The organism is Myxococcus sp. SDU36, assembly GCF_030168875.1.
In the GTDB taxonomy this organism is placed as follows: Bacteria; Myxococcota; Myxococcia; order Myxococcales; family Myxococcaceae; genus Myxococcus; species Myxococcus vastator.
Genome location: NZ_CP077414.1, coordinates 4,914,290 through 4,935,060 on the forward strand (window position 1 = coordinate 4,914,290; position 20,771 = coordinate 4,935,060).

Genomic DNA, 20,771 nt, shown 5'->3' on the forward strand with positions numbered 1-20,771 from the left:
GGGACCGGGCCTCTGTTTATTCCGAGCCCCGGGGGGCCGCGCGGCCTACAGGTGGCGCTTGAAGTGGTCCATGACGCGCTCCCACTGGCGCTCGGTGACGAGCGGGTCGGGCACCATGTGCGTCAGGCCGCTCAGCGGCAGCAAGTCGTGCGGCTTGCCGGCGCGGAAGAGCGCGTCACTCAGCTTCAGCGTGTGGAAGAAGTAGACGTTGTCGTCCGCGGTGCCGTGGATGAGCAGCAGCTTGCCCATGGGCTTGTCCTGCTTCGCGTACGTCAGGAGCGAGCTCTTCTCGTAGGCCTCCGGGCGCTGCTGCGGCACGCCCAGGTAGCGCTCGGTGTAGTGGGTGTCGTAGTCCAGCCAGTCCACCACCGGGGCGCCGGCCACGCCGGCCTTGAAGACGTCCGGGCGCTTGAGCACGGCCAGCGCGGACATGTACCCGCCGAAGCTCCAGCCGGAGATGCCCACGCGGGACAAATCAAGCTCCGGGACTTCCTTGGCCAGCGCCTGGAGCGCGGCGACCTGGTCCTCCAGCGTGACGCCGGAGAAGTCGCCCTTCACCTCGCGCTCCCACTTCGCGCCGCGCAGCGGGGTGCCGCGGCCGTCAATCTTCACCACGAGGAAGCCCTGGTCCGCCACCCACTGCGACATCAGGTGCGCGGCCATGCTCTGGTGGACCACGGTGGTGGTGGGGCCGCCGTACACCTCGACGATGACGGGCAGCTTCTTTCCGGGCTTGAAGTCGCGCGGGCGCACCAGGGACGTCCAGAAGCGCTCGGGGCCCACCTGCCGCTGCTCCACGCTGGGCGTGTAGGGCGGCTCCTGCGCCACCGAGGGCAGCTCGCCCACGCGCGTGCCGTCCGCGCGCACCACCAGCACCTTGGGCATGGCCTTGAGGCCCTGCCCATGCACCACCGCCAGCCCGCCGCTCTTGGACACCGCGCCCGACTCGATGTCGAGCCCCGCCGTCACCTTCTCAGGGGCGCCGCCAGCCTTCACGCGCCACAGGTGGCTCTGCGTGGGGTTGGGGCCGCCGTTGAAGTAGAGCGTGCCGTCCTGGTGGAGGTAGCGCGCCAGCGAGCGGAAGCCCGCGGCCGGCTTCACCACGGTGCGCGCCAGCGAGCCGTCCGCCTTGCGCAGCTCCACCTCCGGGCCGCCGTTGCGCTCGGTGTACCAGAGGAAGCCGCTGCCATCCTCCAGCCACAGCGGGAAGGCCTGCTCCAGGTTGAGCCAGGCGTCGTCCTTCTCCGTCAGCAGCTCCCGCGACTTGCCCGTGCGCGGGTCCACCGCGAGCAGTTGCTGCTCCGTCTGCTCCCGGTTCTGCACCAGCACGGTGAGCGGGCCGCCCTTGGGCCACGTCACGGTGGCCAGGTACGGGTACTTCGCCGCGTCCCACTTCGCCCACACGGTGCGCCCGCCGGTGACGGGGGTGATGCCCAGCCGCACCTTCGCGTTGGCCTTGCCGGGGCGCGGGTACGCGAAGTCCTCGCCGCCGCGCTCGGGGTGCATGACGTCGACGATGGTGAGCTTCTCCACGTCCGTCGTGTCCGCCTCCGTGTACGCGACGGACTTCGCGTCCGGGCTCCACCAGTAGCCGGTGAAGCGCCCCATCTCCTCCTGGGCGACGAACTCGGCCACGCCGTGCGACTTCGCCTCGGTGCCGCCCTTGGTGACGCGCTGCTCGCGGTTGGCGGCCACGTCGATGCGGTACACGTCGTGCTCCCGCACGTAGGCCACCTGCTTGCCGTCCGGGGAGAAGCGCGGGTCCAACGTGCCGGGGCCCGTCTTCAGCTCCGTCACCTTGCCGCTGGCGCGCTCCACCACGTAGAGGCGGCCGGACAGGGGCACCAGCAGGCGGTTGCCGTCCTCGGACACCTGGTAGCTGGTGAAGCCCCGGGCGCTGACGCGCATGCGCTCACGGCGGGCCTTCTCCTCGGGGGTGAGCGTCTCCTCGGCGCCCTGGAGGATGGCCTCGGGGGTGAGCAGCTCCCGCGTCTGCCCGCTCTCCACGTCGAACGCGTAGAGCGTCTGCACGTTGGACGTGGGCTGGGTGCGCAGGAAGAGGACGCTCTTCTCGTCGGGGGAGATGCGCACGCCGCCGGGCCGGCCGCTCATGAAGCGGCGCGTCTCCGAGAACTGGCGCAGGAAGGGGTCTTGCTTCCGCTGCGACTGGGACATGGTCAGGGGCTTGAGTTCCTGGGCGGAGGACGAAGCGCTCGCTAGCAGGAGCGCGGCGGTGAGGACGTGGCGCATGCGTCGTCGAGTCCCCGCGGGGAGGGCGGGGCTCCTTTCGTGGAAAGGTGCGCGGAGCAGCCTACACTCGGCGGCCTCGCGGCCGGAGCAAACGCCTGGGCTGCTGGAGGATTCCCGACGCCATGGAAACGGAAGACGACGCCCCGCGGCACCTGCGCCTGGCCGGAGTCATCCGGCTGGGCCTGGGCGGCGGGCGGGGCCCCAAGGACGCCTACGTGTTCGACCCGCACCGGCTCGCCCTCCCCGCCTGGGCCTGCGCCCTGGGTGACGCGGAGGGCCCCGCCCTGCTGGTGACGCTGGACCGGCACCTGGACACCGTGGTGCCCCGGGCCCCCGCGGCCGTGCCGGACCGGGCGGCCGGGCTGCGCGCGCTGGACGAACACGCCCGCTGGGCGCTGGACGTGCGCAACTACGACCACATCCTCGCGGCCATGGAGGCGGGCCTGGTGGGAGACGCGCTGCTGATTGCCCGCGCCCGCCCCCGTGGCGCCTTCACGGAGGACACCTACATGGACAGCCGGGGCCGGCCCCACCGGCTGGTGGCCGTGTCCACCGTGGACCGGGCCGCGGAGGCCTACAGCCGCCCCGCCCCCGGCGACGCCGTGCGCGACGTGCTGGACGCGGCCGGCCGGGTGCTGCTGGACGTGGACCTGGACTGCTTCACGTCCCTGAGCGACGCGGACCCGACGACGGTGCTCCCCTGGCCCCGGCAGGTGATTCGCGAGTTCCTGCTGCCAGAAGACTCGGAGCCCTTCTGGGACGCGGTGCTGAAGAAGACGGTGGCGCTGACGCTGGCGCGCGAGCCCCACCACTGCGGCGGGCTGCTCGCGTCCGGGGACTTGTTCCGGGACGCGGCCCAGGTGCTGTTCCGGGAGCTCCTACACACCGAGCCCCCGTGAGCCACGCCGTCCGCTACAGCGGCGTCTCCATGAAGTTGGGCCGCACGTCCGTCATCTGTCCGCCCGCGAAGGAGAAGCGGCTGCCCACCGGCGGCCGGGCGTCATTGAGCACGTAGCCGAAGTCCACGCGGAAGGGCAGGACGTTGAACTGTGGGAAGAGCAGCCGCAGACCCATGCCCACCGTGTGCACCATGGCGGGCCGGTCATTGAAGGCGCTGCCCGAGTCCCAGAAGAGCACGCCGCCCAGGTGCACCGTCTTCACGACGATGGGGCGGCTTCGGTACTCCAGGTTGAAAAGCAGGAGCCGCCGGCCGGAGTACGCATCCGCGCCCGCGCCGCGCAGGCCGTTGGCGCCGCCCAGCAGGTGGATGCGGTCGAACAAGTCGTCGATGTTCACGTCCAGCAGCCCGCGCGCCACGAAGCGCCCGCCCAGCACCTTGGGCGACACCTCCATCAGCTCCGCCGCCCAGCGCCGGTTGGTCCACGCTCCCCCAGGCCCCAGCGGCCGGCGGACGGCGCCCGACATGGACGCGGTGGTGAGCGTGTCCCCCAGCCGCAGGCGGTAGCGCAGCGCCAGCCCGCCCTCCACGAAGTGGCTCTGCTCGCCGAACACGGGCGGCGCGTAGCGCAGGGTGGCCGCCAGCCAGTGCCCCATCTGGAAGTCCTCGGCCAGGACGTACGAGTCCACGTCCCGGAGCACCTCGTAGCGCGCGTCGAAGGCGCGCAGGCTGAGGCCCACGTAGCCGGCGTCCTCGGCGCGCGGCAGGTAGTTGCGGTTGAACCACTCCGACTGCTCCGGAGACAGGCCGGACGCCAGCGGCGCGCCGTAGGCGTAGTGGTAGGCCCCCACCGTGCCGCCCACGTTCCACTTGTAGCGGGTGCCCAGCGAGCGCGTGTACGAGACGCCGCCCACCACCTCTTCGGTCCGGTAGACGTAGGGCACCGCGGGCCCGCCGGGGAAGGGCAACTGCCAGATGGACGCGCCCCGGTAGACGCGCTGGGTCTCCACGTTCCAGGCCACGGAGGCGCTGGCGCTCCACGGCGTGGACAGCGAATACAACGGCCGGCTCACCGCGAGGCTGCCGCGCGAGCCCTCCGTCTTGCCCGTCTCCCGCCCCTGGATGACGGCGATGGACTCACTCAGCGACCAGCGGCTGCCCAGCACGCGCGGGTCGGTGTAGCTCTGCCCCAGGCTGAGGGTGTCCTGCCGCAGCACGAAGTCCACGGCGATGCGCTTGCCGCGCCCCAGGAAGTTCTGCTCCGTGCCCTGCAGCTTCAGATACTGGAGCAGCGAGCCCACCGCCGCGAAGTCACTGTTGAGCCGCAGCGACCAGATGTCCTTGGTGACGGCCATCAACGCCACCGAGCCCGGCGCGCGGCCCTTCACCGCCACCAGGCGGACCATGGAGAACAGGCGCAGCCCGCGCAGGTTGCGCGCCGTCTCCTGGGCGAGCGCGTCCGAGTACGGCGCCCCCACCTGGAGCAGCACCTCGCGCCGGACGACGTCGTCCCGCGTCCGGGCATGGAAGATGTTGAGGAAGTCCGGGAAGGGGTCGATTTCGGCCACCACGTCCTCGGTGGCCACCAACACCTCTTCCAGAAGCTTGCCCTCCGGCGCCGGCTCCAGCACCCGTCCGTGCCGGGCCAGGGCCTCTTCAATCAGCGCGTCCTCGTAGTTCTCGACGGCCGACTCGGGCCCCTCCGCCGGCGCGTCAGACGGGGAAGGCGCGGCCGCGAGAGACATGGCAACGAGCAGCGCAGGCAGCGAAAGCGGCACGCAAGGCATCCTGTCATGAGCCGCGCCATTGCCCCCTGGACAATGCCGCGCTCTGTTACATCGCGGGATTTCCCGCTTTCACGGTCGCGTCAAAAATATACACGGGGGAAGCAACCGCGAAGTCCACTCGGTGGATAATGACGGCATGACCAGCGTCGTCGGCCCCCGCCGCTCGCCCCTCTTCGCTCGCCCGACCACCGAAACCGCCCGTGAGACGGCGTCCGCACCCCGGACGACCTCCTCCGCGGCCACCAGCTCGTTCCAGCCCGCGCGGCCGGGACTCGAGGGCACGACGCCCTCGATGCTGACGAAGCTCGGCGCGGTCTTCGTTCCCCAGACGCCCACCGCGACGCAGGCGGCGGCCTCCCACCTGAAGGCCGCGGTCGGCACACGGGCGGCGGCGCTGGTCCACAGCACGACGCCCAACGCCGACATCAAGGACCACACCACCATCGAGAGCACCCTCGACGTCCCCGAGGACGCCACGGTGGAGTCGCTCACGCTCAGCCTGGACATCGAACACACCTACCGGGGCGACCTGAAGGTGACGCTGACCTCGCCGTCCGGCAAGAGCGCGGTGGTGTCGGACCGCAAGGGCGGTTCGGCGGATGACCTGACGGGCGCCTTTGACTTGTCCGCGTTCAAGGACGAGCCCACGAAGGGCACCTGGACGCTGGAGGTGCAGGACGCGGCGCGCGGCGACACCGGCACGCTGAAGTCGTGGGGCCTGGACATCACCCCAAAGACGCCGGTGACGGAGCCTGAGGAGCCGGAAGAGCCCGACGACGGCCTCTTCGAGGGCCTGCGCGACGGCGCGCTGCTGGACGCGCTCCAGGACTACTCCTCCGGCAAGCGGACGGTCAGCTACAACGAGGCCCGCCGGCTGATGTTCTCCAGCCTGGACGTGAACGAGAGCGGCAACGTCGTCTGCGTGTACACGGGCGCCGAAGTCAAGGGCGGCAAGATTCCCAACAACTCGGTGATGAACACCGAGCACACCTGGCCGCAGTCGAAGGGCGCCACGGGCTCGGCGAAGAGCGACCTGCACCACCTCTACCCCACCGACAGCAAGGCCAACTCCCGGCGCGGCAGCTTCCCGTTCGGGGTGGTGGTGAACGAGCGGTGGAGCCAGAACGGCGCGAAGTTCGGCACCGACGCCCGGGGCAACATGGTGTTCGAGCCGCCCGACTCCCACAAGGGCAACGTGGCGCGGGCGATGTTCTACTTCTCCGCCACCTACAACAAGTCCATCTCCAACGACGAGGAGGCGGTGCTCAAGGCGTGGAACAAGCTCGACACGGTGGACTCCGCCGAAATCGAGCGCAACCGCCGCATCGCCAACATCCAGGGCAACTCCAACGCCTTCGTTGAAGACGCGGCGCTGGCCGACCGCATCAAGGACTTCTAGGCCCCCGCGGAGCGCAGCTCCCCATCGCGCAGGGGCGGCAGCTTCTCGCCCCGCGCCACCGCCGCGACGATTCGCGCCAGTCGGTCCACGCCGTCCGACAGGGCGGCCGGTCCCGGCTGGAGGATGAGCGAGCTCTTCACCTCATAGAGCTGGTCCTCCACCACCGCCCGCACCTGGCTCCACCCGGGGCGGGCGACGATTTTCTCCCGCTTCGCCTTGCGCCCGCACCAGCTGGCGATGACGCCCTCCGGGTCGCGCCGCGCCACCTCCTCCGGCGCGAAGATGCGGCCCTGCGCCCCCTGCGACGCGCGCGACTCCCGGCACACGTCCACGCCGCCCACCAGCTCCACCAGCTCCGAACACCAGCGGATGCCGGAGATGAGCGGCTCGTGCCACTCCTCGAAGAAGATGCGCGGCCGGCGTGGCAGCGACTCCGCCGCGTCCGCGTGCCGCTCCAGGTTCGCGGTGAGCTCGGCGGCCAGCGCCTCCGCGGCCTCGGGCCGTCCCACCAGCGCGCCCGTCAGCCGCACCGACTGGAGGATTTCAGCGAGCGAGCGCTGGTTGAACAGGTAGACGGGCACGCCCCGCTTCGCCAGCTCGCGGCCGATGTCCGCCTGCAAGTCGGAGAAGCCCAGCACCAGGTCTGGCTTCAGCTCCAGGATGCGCTCGAAGTTCGCGTCCAGGAACGAGCTGACCCGCGGCTTCTTGCGCGCCTGGGGCGGGCGCACGGTGAAGCCGGACACGCCCACCACCAGGTCCTCCGCGCCCAGGCGGTAGAGCACCTCCGTCGTCTCCTCGGTGAGGCACACGACGCGGCGGGGATAGGGCGGCGCACCGGAGAGCAGCTCGGACAGGCGGGCATTCATGCGAGGCCGCACCCTAACGCGGCCACCGCCGCGCTACGTGTCCGTAGCATCCGGCAGCGCGCGGGGGCCGGGCTTTCACCGGACTCCCCGTCACGCCACGTCTCACGTGTGTCACCTGTGAAACGTTGTCGCGCCCGAGCCGGATTCTCGGCCGGTGGCGCACTGCGCCAACCCGGCAGGTCGCTTGGGAGGTGGAGGATTGCAGTGCTAGCATCTGCCCTCATGTTCGACCGGCGTGTCACGTGCCTCACCGGTCGGTGGGGGCAGTCATGATGGAGAGCAACGCCCCGACGAATGGCGCCCCACCCGACGTCGCGGACCCCATGCTGGGCCGGGTCCTGAACGAGCGCTTCCGCATCCTGGAGACGCTCGGCGTCGGAGGCATGGGCCGCGTCTACAAGGCCGTGCAGTCACCGCTGGACCGGCTGGTGGCGCTCAAGGTGCTCAACCCCCAGTACGGCGAGGGCAAGGACCCGGGCTTCCAGAAGCGCTTCTTCCTGGAGGCCAGCGTCACCTCGAAGCTGCGCCACCCGAACACCGTCACCGTCATCGACTACGGCAAGACGGACGACGGCATCTACTACATCGCCATGGAGTACCTGGAGGGGCTGACGCTGGGCCAGCTCCTCACGCAGGTGGGCCCGCTGCCGTGGCCGCGCGCGCTCAACATCACCCAGCAGATCGCCCGCTCGCTGCGCGAGGCGCACAAGGTCGGCCTCATCCACCGCGACCTCAAGCCCGCCAACGTCATGGTCCTCAACCAGGAGACGGACCACGACGTGGTGAAGGTGCTCGACTTCGGCCTGGTGAAGTCCTTCATCGGCGACGCGGCGCCCGTGCCGCAGGACACGTCCATCACCCAGGCGGGCATCATCCTGGGCTCGCCGCAGTACATGGCGCCGGAGCAGGCGCGCAACATCGCCGACCCGCGCAGTGACGTGTACAGCCTGGGCGTGGTGCTCTACCAGATGCTGATGGGGCGGCCGCCCTTCCTGGCCGCGCAGAGCATCGACGTCATCGTCATGCACATCAACGAATTGCCGCCCGCCTTCGGCTCGCTCTACCCCAACCATGGCATCCCCGGAGAGGTGGAGGCCCTGGTGATGAAGTGCCTGGCCAAGACGCCACCGGAGCGCTACCAGTCCATGGACGAGGTGATGGAGGCCATGCGCCGCACCCTGTCCACGGTGGGCGTCAGCGGCGCCTTCAGTGGCGCGCGCTTCGCCGGCGTCGGCGGCGCCAGTGGCAGCGGCCCCATCAGCGGTCCCCACGGCGCGGCGGGCTCCGGTCCCGCCACCGTGGCGCTGGACATCTCCGTGGAGGAGGCGCCCGGCAAAGGTGGCCGCAAGCCGCTGGGCCTGCTCCTGGGCGGCGGCGCGCTGCTGGTGGGCCTGGGCGCGGCCCTGATGGTGGCGCTGCGCCCCACCCCGCCCGCCGAACCCGCCGTCACACCGCCACCGCCCGCCACCGCCCAGGCCGTGCCCGAAGCCAACGTGCCCGAGGCCGCCAGCCCGCCCGAGGCGTCCGCGATGGGCGCGTCCGACGAGGAGCTGGCCCTGGCGCCGCTGACGCGGCCGACCGTGGAGCCGGTGCGCTTCCTCATCGTCAGCGACCCCATGGGCGCGCGCGTGACGTACCAGGGGAAGGACCTGGGCGAGACGCCCCTGAACCTCGAGGTGGCTCCGGATGCGAGCGGCGTGGCGGAAGCGGCGCTGACCTTCACCCTGGACGGCTACCAGCGCGCCCGCGCCGTCGCCAAGGGCGCGGGCCCCGAGGAGCGCTTCACGCAGAAGCTCCAGCTCAAGAAGAAGGCGAGCACGCGGCCCGGAAAGGCCCCAGACTCGTCGCCCTACAAGGACGACCCGTACTAGTGAAAACCCTGACAGCCCTCAAACGAGCGGGCCTCCTCGCGATGTGTCTGTGCGCGGGGGAGGCCCTGGCGGACGCCCGCCTTGAGGCTCGCCGCCACTTCCGCAGCGGCATGAGCCTCATCGCCCAGAAGCAGTACGACGCGGGCATCGCCGAGCTCGAAGCCGCCTACGCCATCAAGCCGCACCCCAACGTGCTCTTCAACATCGCCCGCGCCTACCAGGACTCGGCCCGGCCGAGGGAGGCGCTGGAGGTGTACCAGCGCTACCTGGCCAGCAATCCGCCGGACGCGGCCTCCGTGCTGCCCATGGTGGCCTCGCTGGAGGAGCAACTGAAGGCCGAGGAGACGCAGGCCGCCGCCGCGCAGGACCCGTCGTCGCTGCCCATGCCGCCGCCCCCCGCGGGCATGCAGTCCCAGCAGCAGCTCAGCGCGCTGCTGGAGCGGCTGGAGAAGGCCATTGAGCGGGCCGAGGCCATGCCCGTGGGGAGCGCCACCATTCCGGGACTGACGCCCACCGGCGCCGCCCCCGCCAGCGCGGACGACGCGGCCGGCGGCGTGGACCTGGGCGCGGTGCCCTACGAGGAGCGCGTGGTGACGGCGAGCCGCCGCGCGCAGTCCTCGCTGGACGCGCCCAACGCAACCACCGTCATCACCGCCGAGGACATCCGCCTGTCGGGCGCCACGTCGCTGCCGGAGCTGCTGCGGCGCGTGCCCGGCGCGGACGTCATGGCCCTGGGCGTGGGCAGCGCCAACGTGTCGCTGCGCGGCTTCAACCAGCGCATCGCCAACAAGGTGCTGGTGCTGGTGGACGGCCGCACGGAGTACCAGGACTTCCTGGGCCTCACCATCTGGTCCTCCATCCCCATCGGCCTGGAGGAGATTGAGCGCATCGAGGTCATCCGCGGCCCGGGCAGCGCGCTGTACGGCGCCAACGCCATGCTGGGCGTGGTCAATATCATCACCCGCGCGCCCGGCACCGGACCTCGCGCGCGGTTCAACGTCACCGGCGGCACCGGCAACACCGCCGCGGGCTCCTTCGTCAGCCATGGCGGTTCGGGCGCGATGCGCTACCGGGCGGCGGCGGGCTATTCGCAGACGGACAAGTGGAGCCGGGACTACGCCAGCGGCCTGCCGGACGTGACGCTGCGCGGCCCCGACCCGGACCTGGGCGCCCGCGGCGCGCGCGCGTCACTGTCCGCCGTGTACACCTTCGCCGAGGGGCGCCAGGTGGGCCTGTCCGGCGGCGTGAATCGCTTCACCACGGAAATCTATCCGCCGGGCCTCTTGCGCAACTACTTCATCGACGGCGTCAACGCCTTCGCCAAGGGCGACGTGGAGCTGGGGCCGCTGAAGCTGAAGACGTTCTGGAACCACATCTCCAGCGACGCGGGCCCGCAGTATGAAGCCACCGGCCAGCGCTCGCTGGTGACGTCGCTCAGCTCCAACCTCTTCAACGCGGAGCTGCTCTTCGCGCGCGACTTCGAGCTCGCGGGCACGCACCAGCTCAACATCGGCGTGGAGGGCCGGCTCAAGCGCGTGGACTGGGGAGACTACCTGGGGCCGCTGCGCGAGCAGGTGCACGCGGCCTTCTTCGTCCAGGACGAGTGGCGCATCGTGGAGCCGCTGGCGCTGGTGGCCAGCTACCGCGTGGACCGGCACCCGCTGCTCAACCTGGGCAGCCCGGGCCTGGCGCACTCGCCGCGCATCTCCGCGCTGTTCAAGCCCTTTGAAAACCACGCCTTCCGCGCGAGCGCGGCCTCCGCCTTCCGCGAGCCCACGTTCCTGGAGAGCTACACGCAATTGACGGTGCCCGTGCCAGGCATCAACGGCGTGAGCACGCTCACCACCGGCAACACGCAGCTGCGCCCCGAGCGCCTCACCGCCTTCGAGCTGGGCTGGCGCGGCGAGTCCCCGGAGCTGGGCATGGACCTGGACGTGGCCGTGTACCAGAACCGGGTGAGGGACCTCATTGGCCTGTCCGGGGTGACGCGGCTGCCGCCAGGCCAGTCGTACGACGCGGGCACCGGTTCGTACCTGCTGGGCAGCTCGTCCTTCCAGAACGAGGACGCCGTCTACACCGCGCGGGGCGCCGAGGCCGGCGTCACCCTGGCGCCGGTGGACGGCCTGGGCCTGAAGTTGAGCGCGTCGCTGCAGGACGTGACGTCGGACCGCGAGTCGACGGCCGAGTGTGGCCCGTGCAACCAGGCGCCGCAGTTCCGGCTGTACGGCGGCCTCACCTACCGTTCGCGCGCGGACCTGGAGTTCGGCGTGGACGCGGCCTACACCTCCGCCGCCACGTGGATTGAGCGCGAGCCCGCCGCCGCGGACCCCACGCGCATCGACCTGGTGTCCAACCCGCTGCGCGCCTACACCGTGGTGAACGCGCGCGTGGGCTACATGGCCGTCAAGGACACCGTCACCGTCGCGCTGGTGGGCAGCCACCTGGGCGGCGCGCATTCGCAGCACCCCTTCGGCAATCGCATCGAGCGGCGCGTCTACGCGACCCTGACGGTGACTCCATGAGCCGCCCCACCCTGTCCTCCTGGAAGCGGGCCGCAGGTGGCCTCGCCCTCGCGTCCGTGCTCGGGCTCGGCTGTGATTCACCGCCCGTGGTGCCCACCGCCGACGTGCGGCAGAACACGCGCACCGCGCGCATCGACGGCCACCTGGTGGTGCAGTCACGCGCGCGTGGCAACGCGGTGGTGTTCCTCTACGACGCGGACCGGCCCCCGCCGCCGCAGGGCACCGGCCGCCCCATCACCTTCACCGTCGTCTCCGCCGAGCAGCTCTTCGGCCCGGCGCTGGCGGGTGACACGCCCGGCCCCTTCGTCGCGCCCTTCAGCTTCAGCCTGGTGCCCGCGGGCCGCTACCTGCTCCGCGGCTTCATCGACGTGAACGGCTGCGGCCCGGCCGCGGACGCCTCCTGCCGCCGCTCCGACTTCAACCCCTGGTACGGCGTCACCAGCGAGCCCAACGCGGGCGACGTGGGCGGCGCGGCGGTGGACACCACTGGCAGGCCGCTCACGGTGGAGGTCGTCGTGGACGCAAACGGCCAGCCGCAGCCCGTCAGCGGCGTGGCGGTGAGCTTCTCCGACACCGCGCGCGTGACACGGGACCGGCCCACGTTCCAGGTGGTGCAGGGCGACGGGCAGCTGGGCAGCGCGCAGAAGCTGCTGCGCCTCCAGCCGCTGTCGCTCCACGACGGCGCGGTGGACCAGCGCCCGGACGGCTTCGCCGTCAGCTACGTGGACGCCAACCACGACGGTGTTCCCGACGACGCCAACCAGGACGGCGTCCCCGACCTCTGGCCGCGCGTGGTGGTGCGCAAGCTGGCGGACGACGCCAGCAACCTGGTGGACGAGAACGACCTGGACCGCGATGGCGTCCCGGACGCGCTGGGTGTGGACTACGCACGCGCGGACACCGGCGCCCTGGACGGCCAGCCGGACGTCGTCGTGCTCGCCGCGGGGCTCGTCCCGGACGGCCCCATCGCCGCGCTCACCGACGAAAATGGCAACCCGCGCATGGAGGGCGCCATCGTTCCGGAGCTGCAGGTGGTGGTGCGGCCCCAGGCACTGGACGTCCGGGTGCCCGAGAACCCAGTGCCGCTGCTGGCGCTGCCCCGAGGTCGCTACGCGGTGGTGTTGATCCAACCCAGTGGCCAGACATGGCGTGTGCCCAATGAACTGGCGCCCACCCTGGCGTCTGGACTGGGGCTTCCCGCGGTGGAAAGTCAGGCTTTCTTCCTGGAGGTTCCCTGAGGGTTGGTGCTTTGACTTCGGAGGCTCCATCCGCCAACATGATTTCTGTTCCCCGGGGAACTGCCCCACTTGAGGTTGATGATCCGATGAAGGCCGGAACCCTCCCCGAGCCCCTCCCCCTCCGCAGCACGACGGAGACGACCCGCCCCCTGGGCGCACGCCCCGCCGCGGGCACCACTCCGCAGCGCGTGCTGTTGGTGGATGACAGCCGCTCCATTCGCACGCTGCTGAAGATTTATTTGATGGCTCGCAACTTCGAGTTCCTCGAAGCCGAATCCGCCGAGGAAGGCCTCAAGGTGTCGGAGGCGGAGCCGGTGGACCTGGTCCTCACGGACTTCCACATGGATGGGATGAACGGCGCGGACTTCGCCGCGCAGATTCGCGCCAGCGCCAACCCGAGGCTGGCCAAGGTGCCCATCCTGATGATGACGGGCGACCCGAACGTGGCGGAGGTGCGCGCGCTGGGGCAGAAGGCCGGCATCAGCGCCTTCGTCCGCAAGCCGGTGAGCTGCGCGCAGCTCATGACGCTGGTGGACACCATCCTCCCGCTGCCACGCAAGTAGCGCGCCGCTGGGCCGCGTCACTCACGCCGGGTTCCGGGCCGCAGCGGCGGCGCGGGCTCGGCGTTTTCGCAGGGCCTCACCGACGCGGATGGCCAGCAGCAGCGCCAGCACCGCGCCGTAGATGAGCGGCTCGGTGACGTCCTTCTTCACGCGCCACACGAAGTGCACCACGCCCAGCGCCGCGGCCGCGTAGGCCAGCCGGTGCAGCCGCTGCCAGCGCGGAAACCCCAGCCGCCGCACCCACCGCTGGGTGGACGTCACGGCCAGGGGCACCAGCAGCACCAGCGCGGCGAAGCCCACGGTGATGAAGGGGCGCTCGGTGACATCCGCCCACAGCGTGCCCCACGCCAGCCCCTGGTCCAGCACCGCGTACACGAGGAAGTGCGCCGCCGCGTAGGTGAAGGCCAGCAGGCCCAACGTGCGGCGCACGCGCGCGGGCCACGTCCACCCCGCCACCAGCCGCAGCGGCGTGCACGCCAGCGAGGCCAGCAGCAGCACCAGCGCCAGCAGCCCCGTCTGGTGGAGCGCGGCTTCAATCGCGTTGGGCCCCAACTCCCCCCCAGGGCCCTGGACGGCGAGCATCAGCAGCGGCGACAGGCCACCCGCGACGAGCGCGGGGTTGAGCCAGGGATACGGAGACGAGGCCATGGCGCGGAAGACTCAGTAGAACCGGCGCAGGTCCATGCCGGTGTAGAGGTGGGCCACCTGCTCCGCGTAGCCATTGAAGGGCAGCGTGGGGCGGCGCTCGAAGTCGCCGATGCGGCGCTCGCTGGCCTGGCTCCAGCGCGGATGGGACACGGCGGGATTCACGTTGGCGTAGAAGCCGTACTCGCGCGGCGCGGACAGCCGCCACGTCGTCATGGGCTCCTCCCGCGTGAGGCTGATGCGGACAATGGACTTGATGCCCTTGAAGCCATACTTCCACGGCACCACCAGCCGCAGCGGCGCGCCGTTCTGATTGGGCAGCTGCCGGCCATAGAGCCCCGTGGCCAGGAGCGTGAGCGGGTTCATCGCCTCGTCCAGGCGCAGCCCTTCCGTGTAGGGCCAGTCCAGCAGCGCGCGGCGCTGACCCGGCATCTGCTCCGGGTCCAGCAGCGTGGTGAAGGCGACGTACTTCGCCTGGCGGGTGGGCTCCACGCGCTGGAGCAGCGCCGCCAGCGGGAAGCCCAGCCACGGAATCACCATGGACCAGGCTTCCACGCAGCGCATGCGGTAGACGCGCTCCTCCAGGGAGAACCAGGACGTGAGCTGCTCAACGTCCACCGTCTGGGGCTTGTGCACCTCGCCGTCGATGACGACGCTCCACGGCTTGGGCTTCAGCGTGTGCGCGAAGCGGGCTGGGTCGTTCTTGTCGAAGCCGAACTCGTAGAAGTTGTTGTAGGTGGTGACGTCCTCGTAGGGCGTGCGCGGCTCGTCCGTGTCGAAGGGGCCCATCGCCTTCGCCACCGGCTGCTCCACCAGGCCCGCGTCCGGGACGAAGCGGTCCATGGGGCGCGTCTGCTTGCGGCCCAGCAGGTGCAGCCCTCCGGCGACGGCGACGGCCGTGCCCGCGAAGAGGCCCGCGTTCTTCAGCAGCTCGCGCCGGCGCAGGTACGTCTTCTCGGGGGTGACTTCGGAGCTGGGCGGCTCGGCGGGCGGCTTGTCACGCATGGCCCCTGTATAACGGCCCAGGCCGCCCGTGCGTTACCGGGCAGTGCCTTCCTGTCCCGGGAGCGTCCCGGCGCCCTGCGTCAGCGCGGCCTCGCGGGCACGGGCGTCCTTCAAGCGCCACAGCCGCCACCAGGGCGTGCCCGGGGACTCGTGGTGCTCCCAGTGGTAGCCGAAGAAGAAGCACGACAGCAGGGCCCACAGGTGGTTGCGCGGCAGGGTGCGCGCGTGGTGCGGGGCCATGTCCGGCGTCTCCGGGCGCCGGTGGGGCAGGTAGGTGCCGAAGTAGAAGAGCTGCAACGTGCCCAGCACCGAGGGCAGCACCCAGAAGGCGAGGATGTGCGGCTGGGAGACGCCCAGGAAGAGCAGCACGTTGAACTTGGCCGCCATCACCCCAAGCTGGGGCAGCGTGGTGTAGCGGGCCATGAAGGTGCCCAGCCACGGCCAGAAGGACTGGCTCCGGGTGGAGAAGTCCGGGTCCTCCTCGCTCGTGGGCCGGGCATGGTGGGCGCGGTGGTTCACCACCAGCCGCCGGTAGGACAGCCCCGCGAAGAGGAAGCAGGCGACCGTGCCCACGGACTCGTTCACCCAGCGCTGGCCAGACACCGTGCCGTGCATGGCGTCGTGGCCGGTGATGAAGAGCCCCGTGCACAGCCAGGCCTGGAGGGCGACGTGCAGCCAGGTGAGCGGCTCCACCCACGGCAGCTCCGCCCGGGTCAGCGCCCAGGCCAGGTGCCCGCTCCACGCGCCCATGACGATGAGCGCGATGACAACGCCCCAGGGACCGGGCGGCGCTGGACGGAGTTGGCGGGCGGAAGTCTCCATCTCTCCTGCTTTCTGGCCATCGCCAGCCCGCCGCGCATGGGAAACGCCCAGGCGGCGGGGCGGGGCAGCGGACCGGTGGTTACTTCTTCACGTCGCGGACCAGCTCCTCCGCGGTGACGTAGCGCGGGGCGATGTCCACCGGCACGTCCTTGAGGCGCTCCAGCACGCGCTGCACGGGCGGGCGCACCACGCCGTGCTTCGCCAGCAGGGCCTCGGCGGCCTTCCGGTCGCCGCGGCCCTGAATCTCCATGAGCCGCTTCGTCAGCGAGGTGACGGCCTGCTTCATCTTCGCCGGCACCACGGAGAAGGTGCCGTCCGCGTTCACCTTCACCGCGCCGGTGTCCAGGAAGTGGTTGAGCTGCACGGCGATGCCCTTGCCGTGCGCCTCGTCCACGCCGAAGCGGATGGAGCGGAACGCGGAGGCCAGGAACGTCGTGTACATGGTGCGCTCCAGCGACTTGTCGATGACGCCGGTGTCCACCAGGCGCTGGAGCGCCCACAGGCCGGAGATGTCCGCCTTCGCCTCTTCGATGGCGCTGGAGGCCGCCTGGAGCTCCTTGCGCACGGTGGTGGCCTTGCCGCCCACGGTGATGTTGCTGGGCCCCAGGCCGTGCATCAGCTCGTGCATCAGGATGTGCGTGAAGAAGGCCTCGAAGGAGACGTCCTTCTGGTCCGCCGGGGTGAGGGCCACCTTGGCGATGGGCAGCAGCACGCGCTCGAACTTGGCCTCCTGCACGTTCTTCAGCATCACGCGCTTGGAGCCCATCTTCTCCGACACCCGCTCGTCGTTGGGCAGGTTGAAGGCGGCCGTCTGCACGCCCCGGTTGCCGTCACCGGAGGAGAACAGGCTGTTGATGACGCGGATGGGCGCCAGCGCCCCCAGCTTCGGGTTGCGCAGCTTCGGGTCGATGGGGAGGTGGTCCTCCAGCCCCTGGAGCTGCCCGCTGAACTTCGCCAGCTTCTGCGTCTCCGCGTCGTCGCGCAGGCCCACGAAGGCCTCGAAGGCGGCCTTGTAGTTGAACCACTCGTCCTCGTAGACCTCGTAGGGCCCGATGGTGGGCTCGATGCTGGCGTCCAGCTTCATCCACGCCACCTCGCTGGCGTAGTAGTCGTTGGACAGGAACGCGTCCGCGCGCGAGGTGAGGAACGCCTTCAGCGTGGGCTGCTGGGTGAGCGCCGCGGCCTCGCGCAAGAGCGCCGCGGCCTGGGCCAGCTCACCCTGGTACTCCACGCTGTAGGGCACGGTGATGAAGCCGCCGTCCGTGCCGCGGCGGATGGTGGTGTAGAAGCCGGTGGCCTCCTTCTGCCGCGCCTCGGGCAGCGACTTCACCCACGCCTCCACCTGCGCCTGGGTGGCGCCGGCAGGGTAGAAGTTGGCGGACGCGGGCTTGGCCGGCACGCCCGGGATGAAGGGCCGCGCCTCGTCGAGGCTGTTCCAGGGCCCCTTGTCCAAAAGAAACGCCTGCAGCCGCGCGCGGCCCAGCGGCGTCGTGTCCTGGACCAGGTCCAGCAGCAGCGGCTCGTTGCCCGCCCACCGCTGACGCAGGAAGAGCGCGTCCATCAGCTTCGAGGCCTGGACGATGCGGGCCAGGGCGCGGCGCTCGAACTCCGGCAGCGCCTTCAGGTCCACCCGGAGCTCCACCGGGGCGAAGCGCGCCGTCAGGCGCTGGAGCTCCGCGGCATCCGGGAAACGGGCGGGGGGCGTCTTCTCCGCGGCGGCGGCGGCGCTCGACAGCAGCGCCGCGCCGAGCAGGGACAGGAGGGTACGGTTCATGTCCCTTCCCTACTCCAACCCAGGCCCCCCTCCCAACGTTCCGCACACCTGGAAACCCAACGTCCGACACTTCCCCGCCATTCGCGCACACCCGGAAGTCGGGGGCCCATGCCACCATGCGCGGTGGCAGCCGCCGTGCTCCCTCCTACCTCCGAGGCCCTCGATGACGCCCGCATTCCACGCCCCCGCCGTGTCCCCCCTCCGCTGGAAGGCCCTGCTGGGCGCGCTGGCCGCGCTGGCCCTGGGCTTCGTCGCCACCCCAGCCCAGGCCGGCGAGGAAATCCGGGTCCAGAAGGCGGTCAGCACCGTGAGCTCGCGCTACGGCCAGAGCTGGCAGGACGTCTCCATCACCCTGCTGGTGCAGAACCTCGCCTACCACAAGGAGGTCTCCGTCAGCATGAAGCAGCCGGATGGCACCTGGGCGGACCTGGCCGCCTCCTACGTGGGGCCCGCGGGCAGCGGCGCCTCCGGGCATGAAATCTGGAAGGTGACGCGCATGTACGCCAGCTGGGGCGTGGACCCGCAGCCCTCGCGCGACCTGGAGTTCGTGGCCAAATACACCGTGGCGGGCCAGACGTACTGGGACACCCATCAATGGAACCACCACCACGTGGGCCGCGGTGACGGGCCCTACCAGCCCTACGACCCGGTGCTGGTGGCCGCCAGCTTCTGGCGGGACAATGGCGACCTGGACGTCAGCATCGACGTGAAGAACCTGGACTACGCCAAGAACGTGACGGTGGTGTACTCCACGGACGGCTGGGCCACCGCGCACGAGGCGCCCGCGTCCTACGTCTCCGGCTACACCTTCGGGTACGCCTACATCTCCAGCCCCAACGTGCAGGGCGTGGAGCGCTGGCAGGCCCACATCCCCGCCCTCCCCGGCAACGTGGTGCTCTTCGCCGTGCGCTACGAGGTCGCCGGCCAGACGTACTGGGACAACAACTTCGGCGTGGACCACCAGCACACCCGGCCCTGAGCGGGCGGGCGGACGCTCTGGACTCGACAAGCGGCTTTCCATGGTTAAGGGAGAGCGACGCTGGCGCCCCACCGGGCGCCCCGGAGGCCCCTGTCACCATGACCGTCGAAAACGCCCCTCAGCGGGAGACCCACGCCTTCCAGGCGGAAATCAACCAGCTCCTCAGCCTGGTCATCAATTCGCTCTACAGCCACAAGGAGATTTTTCTCCGCGAGCTGGTGTCCAACGCGTCGGACGCGCTCGACAAGCTCCGGTTCCGCGCGATTACGGAGCCGGAGCTGCTGGCGGACGAGCCGTCCCTGGAGCTGCGCCTCATCCCCGACGAGGCGAAGGGCACCCTCACCATCGAGGACACCGGCATCGGCATGTCCCATGACGAGCTGGTGAAGAACCTGGGCACCATCGCCCACTCCGGCTCGCGTGAGTTCATCGAGGCGCTGGCGCAGAAGGGACAGAAGGACATGCAGCTCATCGGCCAGTTCGGCGTGGGCTTCTACAGCGCCTATCTGGTCGCGGACCGGGTGGAGGTGGTCAGCCGCGCCGCCGGCCAGGGACAGTCCGCCTGGCGGTGGACGTCGGAGGCGAAGGGCTCCTTCACGGTGGAGCCCGCCGAGCGCGCCTCGCGTGGCACCTCCATCACCCTGCACCTGAAGGAGGACCAGAAGGAGTTCCTGGGCGAGTGGCGGCTGCGCTCGCTGATTACCCAGTACTCCGACTACGTGGGCCACCCCATCAAGCTCCAGGTGAGCAAGACGACGGGGACGGGCGACGAGGCGAAGACGGAGACGTCGCTGGAAGTGGTCAACAAGGCCAGCGCCCTGTGGCAGCGCGCGAAGTCCGAAATCACGGACGAGCAGTACCAGGAGTTCTACAAGCACCTGACGCACGACTGGGAGGCGCCGCTGGCGTGGACGCACTTCAAGGCGGACGGCAACACCCAGTTCACCGGCCTGCTCTTCGTGCCCAAGCAGCCTCCGTTCGACCTGGACGCGCAGCAGCAGCGCGGGGTGCGGCTGTTCGTCAAGCGCGTGTTCATCATGGACCGCTGCGAGGAGCTGGTGCCGCAGTGGCTGCGCTTCGTGCGCGGCGTCATCGACTCGGATGACCTGCCGCTGAACGTGTCGCGCGAGCTGCTCCAGGACTCGCAGGTGGTGCGCGCCATCCGCAAGCACGTGGTGAAGAAGTCGGTGGACCTGCTGGAGAAGCTGGCCAAGGACAAGCCGGACGACTACCTCACCTTCTGGAAGGCCTTTGGCACGGTGCTGAAGGAGGGCCTGGCCACGGAGGCCGAGCAGAAGGACAAGCTGGGCGGCCTGCTGCGCTACGAGAGCTCGCGCGATGAGGGCCTGACGTCCCTGGCGGACTACGTGGGCCGCATGAAGGAAGGCCAGGAGGCCATCTATTACGTCTACGGCGAGTCCCGGAAGGCGGTGGCGGACAGCCCCCACCTGGAGGCGCTGAAGCAGCGCGGCTTCGAGGTCCTCTACATGACGGACCCGGTGGACGAGTGGGCCGCGCAGGGCCTGCGCGAGTTCCAGGGCAAGCCGCTGGTGTCCGCGCTCCAGGCGGACCTGAAGCTCCAGTCCACGGACGAGCAGAAGAAGGCGCAGGAGCAGCACGCCGAAGGCCTGAAGACGCTCACGGAGAAGATGAAGGACGTGCTCCAGGAGTCCGTGCGCGAGGTGCGCGTGTCGGACCGCCTGACGGACTCGCCCGTGTGCCTCGTCGTGCCGGAGGGCGGCTCGCCGGCCTACCTGGAGCGCCTGCTCCAGCAGCGCGGCCGGGGCATGGGCGCGCCGCGCGTGAAGCGCATCCTGGAAGTGAATCCGAAGCACCCCGTCATCGAGCACCTGAAGTCCGTGCATGACCGCGACCCGGCCGCGACCCAGGTGGCGGAGTGGATTGAGCTGCTCCACGACCAGGCGCTGCTCACCGAGGGCAGCACCATCGCCGACCCCAACCGCTTCGCCCGCCGCATGACGGGGCTCCTGACGCAGGTGGCGGCCCTGGCGGCGGCGCCCGCCCCGGCCTCGCCCCCGCCGGCGAGCTGAGACGCAGTCCCCGGCGCCCCCCTCCTTCTTCACGGGGGGCGCCCCCGGTCCGAGCGAGCCCCCGGTGCGCCTGGCTGCTCCGGCGCGCCTCGCACGGGGGC

At 70.6% G+C, this 20,771-nt stretch carries 15 protein-coding genes; 8 read left to right on the forward strand and 7 right to left on the reverse strand.

Features of this window, described 5'->3' with window-relative positions; translation table 11 throughout:
* Positions 1 to 45 precede the first annotated feature (45 nt).
* Positions 46 to 2,250, reverse strand: a complete 2,205-nt coding sequence (locus KGD87_RS19445; RefSeq protein WP_284661740.1) for a DPP IV N-terminal domain-containing protein — start codon at positions 2,248 to 2,250, stop codon at positions 46 to 48.
* A 122-nt stretch (positions 2,251 to 2,372) separates the two neighbouring features.
* Between KGD87_RS19445 and KGD87_RS19450 the strand changes: the two genes are divergently transcribed.
* Entirely contained in the window at positions 2,373 to 3,149 is a 777-nt protein-coding gene (locus KGD87_RS19450; RefSeq protein WP_284661742.1) for a hypothetical protein, read from the forward strand.
* Positions 3,150 to 3,162: 13 nt separating this feature from the next.
* Here KGD87_RS19450 and KGD87_RS19455 read toward each other — a convergent pair whose 3' ends face one another.
* The gene (locus tag KGD87_RS19455; protein WP_284661743.1) at positions 3,163 to 4,935 is read right to left on the reverse strand and encodes a BamA/TamA family outer membrane protein; all 1,773 of its coding nucleotides are present in this window, start codon (positions 4,933 to 4,935) and stop codon (positions 3,163 to 3,165) included.
* A gap of 136 nt (positions 4,936 to 5,071) precedes the next feature.
* Between KGD87_RS19455 and KGD87_RS19460 the strand changes: the two genes are divergently transcribed.
* Entirely contained in the window at positions 5,072 to 6,334 is a 1,263-nt protein-coding gene (locus tag KGD87_RS19460; protein WP_284661745.1) for an endonuclease, read from the forward strand.
* Here KGD87_RS19460 and KGD87_RS19465 read toward each other — a convergent pair.
* Positions 6,331 to 7,200: an ABC transporter substrate-binding protein gene (locus KGD87_RS19465; RefSeq protein ID WP_284661746.1), complete on the reverse strand. Its 870-nt coding sequence runs from the start codon at positions 7,198 to 7,200 to the stop codon at positions 6,331 to 6,333. The genes KGD87_RS19460 and KGD87_RS19465 overlap by 4 nt on opposite strands.
* A 269-nt stretch (positions 7,201 to 7,469) precedes the next feature.
* Between KGD87_RS19465 and KGD87_RS19470 the strand changes: the two genes are divergently transcribed.
* The 4 genes from KGD87_RS19470 to KGD87_RS19485 all read left to right on the forward strand — a co-directional run bounded on the left by KGD87_RS19470 (position 7,470) and on the right by KGD87_RS19485 (position 13,394).
* The gene (locus tag KGD87_RS19470) at positions 7,470 to 9,071 is read left to right on the forward strand and encodes a serine/threonine protein kinase (RefSeq protein WP_284661747.1); all 1,602 of its coding nucleotides are present in this window, start codon (positions 7,470 to 7,472) and stop codon (positions 9,069 to 9,071) included.
* Complete coding sequence (locus tag KGD87_RS19475) at positions 9,071 to 11,593, forward strand: TonB-dependent receptor domain-containing protein (protein WP_502887946.1); 2,523 nt, start codon at positions 9,071 to 9,073, stop codon at positions 11,591 to 11,593. The genes KGD87_RS19470 and KGD87_RS19475 overlap by 1 nt, the downstream gene beginning before the upstream one ends.
* Positions 11,590 to 12,831 carry a hypothetical protein gene (locus KGD87_RS19480; protein ID WP_284661749.1) on the forward strand — a complete coding sequence of 414 codons (1,242 nt, stop codon included), beginning with the start codon at positions 11,590 to 11,592 and terminating at the stop codon, positions 12,829 to 12,831. Before KGD87_RS19475 ends, KGD87_RS19480 begins: the two co-directional genes overlap by 4 nt.
* Before the next feature lie 86 nt (positions 12,832 to 12,917).
* Positions 12,918 to 13,394 carry a response regulator gene (locus KGD87_RS19485; RefSeq protein ID WP_284661750.1) on the forward strand — a complete coding sequence of 159 codons (477 nt, stop codon included), beginning with the start codon at positions 12,918 to 12,920 and terminating at the stop codon, positions 13,392 to 13,394.
* A gap of 21 nt (positions 13,395 to 13,415) precedes the next feature.
* On the opposite strand, the gene msrQ is transcribed toward KGD87_RS19485, so the two are convergent.
* The 4 genes from msrQ to KGD87_RS19505 all read right to left on the reverse strand — a co-directional run bounded on the left by msrQ (position 13,416) and on the right by KGD87_RS19505 (position 17,640).
* Positions 13,416 to 14,042: a protein-methionine-sulfoxide reductase heme-binding subunit MsrQ gene (msrQ, locus tag KGD87_RS19490; protein ID WP_284661751.1), complete on the reverse strand. Its 627-nt coding sequence runs from the start codon at positions 14,040 to 14,042 to the stop codon at positions 13,416 to 13,418.
* Between the two features lie 12 nt (positions 14,043 to 14,054).
* Positions 14,055 to 15,044 carry a protein-methionine-sulfoxide reductase catalytic subunit MsrP gene (gene msrP / locus KGD87_RS19495; protein ID WP_284661752.1) on the reverse strand — a complete coding sequence of 330 codons (990 nt, stop codon included), beginning with the start codon at positions 15,042 to 15,044 and terminating at the stop codon, positions 14,055 to 14,057.
* 33 nt (positions 15,045 to 15,077) lie between these two features.
* Positions 15,078 to 15,866, reverse strand: coding sequence for a fatty acid desaturase (locus KGD87_RS19500; protein ID WP_284661753.1), 789 nt, complete (start codon positions 15,864 to 15,866; stop codon positions 15,078 to 15,080).
* Positions 15,867 to 15,945: 79 nt separating this feature from the next.
* Positions 15,946 to 17,640 carry a DUF8614 domain-containing protein gene (locus tag KGD87_RS19505; RefSeq protein WP_284661754.1) on the reverse strand — a complete coding sequence of 565 codons (1,695 nt, stop codon included), beginning with the start codon at positions 17,638 to 17,640 and terminating at the stop codon, positions 15,946 to 15,948.
* 163 nt (positions 17,641 to 17,803) lie between these two features.
* On the opposite strand from KGD87_RS19505, the gene KGD87_RS19510 reads away from it, so the two are divergent.
* Both KGD87_RS19510 and htpG read left to right on the forward strand, forming a co-directional pair.
* Positions 17,804 to 18,619, forward strand: a complete 816-nt coding sequence (locus tag KGD87_RS19510) for a carbohydrate-binding protein (RefSeq protein WP_284661755.1) — start codon at positions 17,804 to 17,806, stop codon at positions 18,617 to 18,619.
* Positions 18,620 to 18,717: 98 nt separating this feature from the next.
* On the forward strand, positions 18,718 to 20,670 hold the full coding sequence (gene htpG, locus KGD87_RS19515; protein ID WP_284661756.1) for a molecular chaperone HtpG: 1,953 nt from the start codon (positions 18,718 to 18,720) through the stop codon (positions 20,668 to 20,670).
* The last annotated feature ends 101 nt before the right edge of the window (positions 20,671 to 20,771 follow it).

Excerpts from the sequence above, each read along its gene's own strand:
- KGD87_RS19445 (WP_284661740.1), bottom strand. The coding sequence starts at position 2,250 with ATGCGCCACGTCCTCACCGCCGCGCTCCTGCTAGCGAGCGCTTCGTCC.
- KGD87_RS19450 (WP_284661742.1), top strand. The coding sequence starts at position 2,373 with ATGGAAACGGAAGACGACGCCCCGCGGCACCTGCGCCTGGCCGGAGTC.
- KGD87_RS19455 (WP_284661743.1), bottom strand. The coding sequence starts at position 4,935 with ATGCCTTGCGTGCCGCTTTCGCTGCCTGCGCTGCTCGTTGCCATGTCT.
- KGD87_RS19460 (WP_284661745.1), top strand. The coding sequence starts at position 5,072 with ATGACCAGCGTCGTCGGCCCCCGCCGCTCGCCCCTCTTCGCTCGCCCG.
- KGD87_RS19465 (WP_284661746.1), bottom strand. The coding sequence starts at position 7,200 with ATGAATGCCCGCCTGTCCGAGCTGCTCTCCGGTGCGCCGCCCTATCCC.
- KGD87_RS19470 (WP_284661747.1), top strand. The coding sequence starts at position 7,470 with ATGATGGAGAGCAACGCCCCGACGAATGGCGCCCCACCCGACGTCGCG.
- KGD87_RS19480 (WP_284661749.1), top strand. The coding sequence starts at position 11,590 with ATGAGCCGCCCCACCCTGTCCTCCTGGAAGCGGGCCGCAGGTGGCCTC.
- KGD87_RS19485 (WP_284661750.1), top strand. The coding sequence starts at position 12,918 with ATGAAGGCCGGAACCCTCCCCGAGCCCCTCCCCCTCCGCAGCACGACG.
- msrQ (WP_284661751.1), bottom strand. The coding sequence starts at position 14,042 with ATGGCCTCGTCTCCGTATCCCTGGCTCAACCCCGCGCTCGTCGCGGGT.
- msrP (WP_284661752.1), bottom strand. The coding sequence starts at position 15,044 with ATGCGTGACAAGCCGCCCGCCGAGCCGCCCAGCTCCGAAGTCACCCCC.
- KGD87_RS19500 (WP_284661753.1), bottom strand. The coding sequence starts at position 15,866 with ATGGAGACTTCCGCCCGCCAACTCCGTCCAGCGCCGCCCGGTCCCTGG.
- KGD87_RS19505 (WP_284661754.1), bottom strand. The coding sequence starts at position 17,640 with ATGAACCGTACCCTCCTGTCCCTGCTCGGCGCGGCGCTGCTGTCGAGC.
- KGD87_RS19510 (WP_284661755.1), top strand. The coding sequence starts at position 17,804 with ATGACGCCCGCATTCCACGCCCCCGCCGTGTCCCCCCTCCGCTGGAAG.
- htpG (WP_284661756.1), top strand. The coding sequence starts at position 18,718 with ATGACCGTCGAAAACGCCCCTCAGCGGGAGACCCACGCCTTCCAGGCG.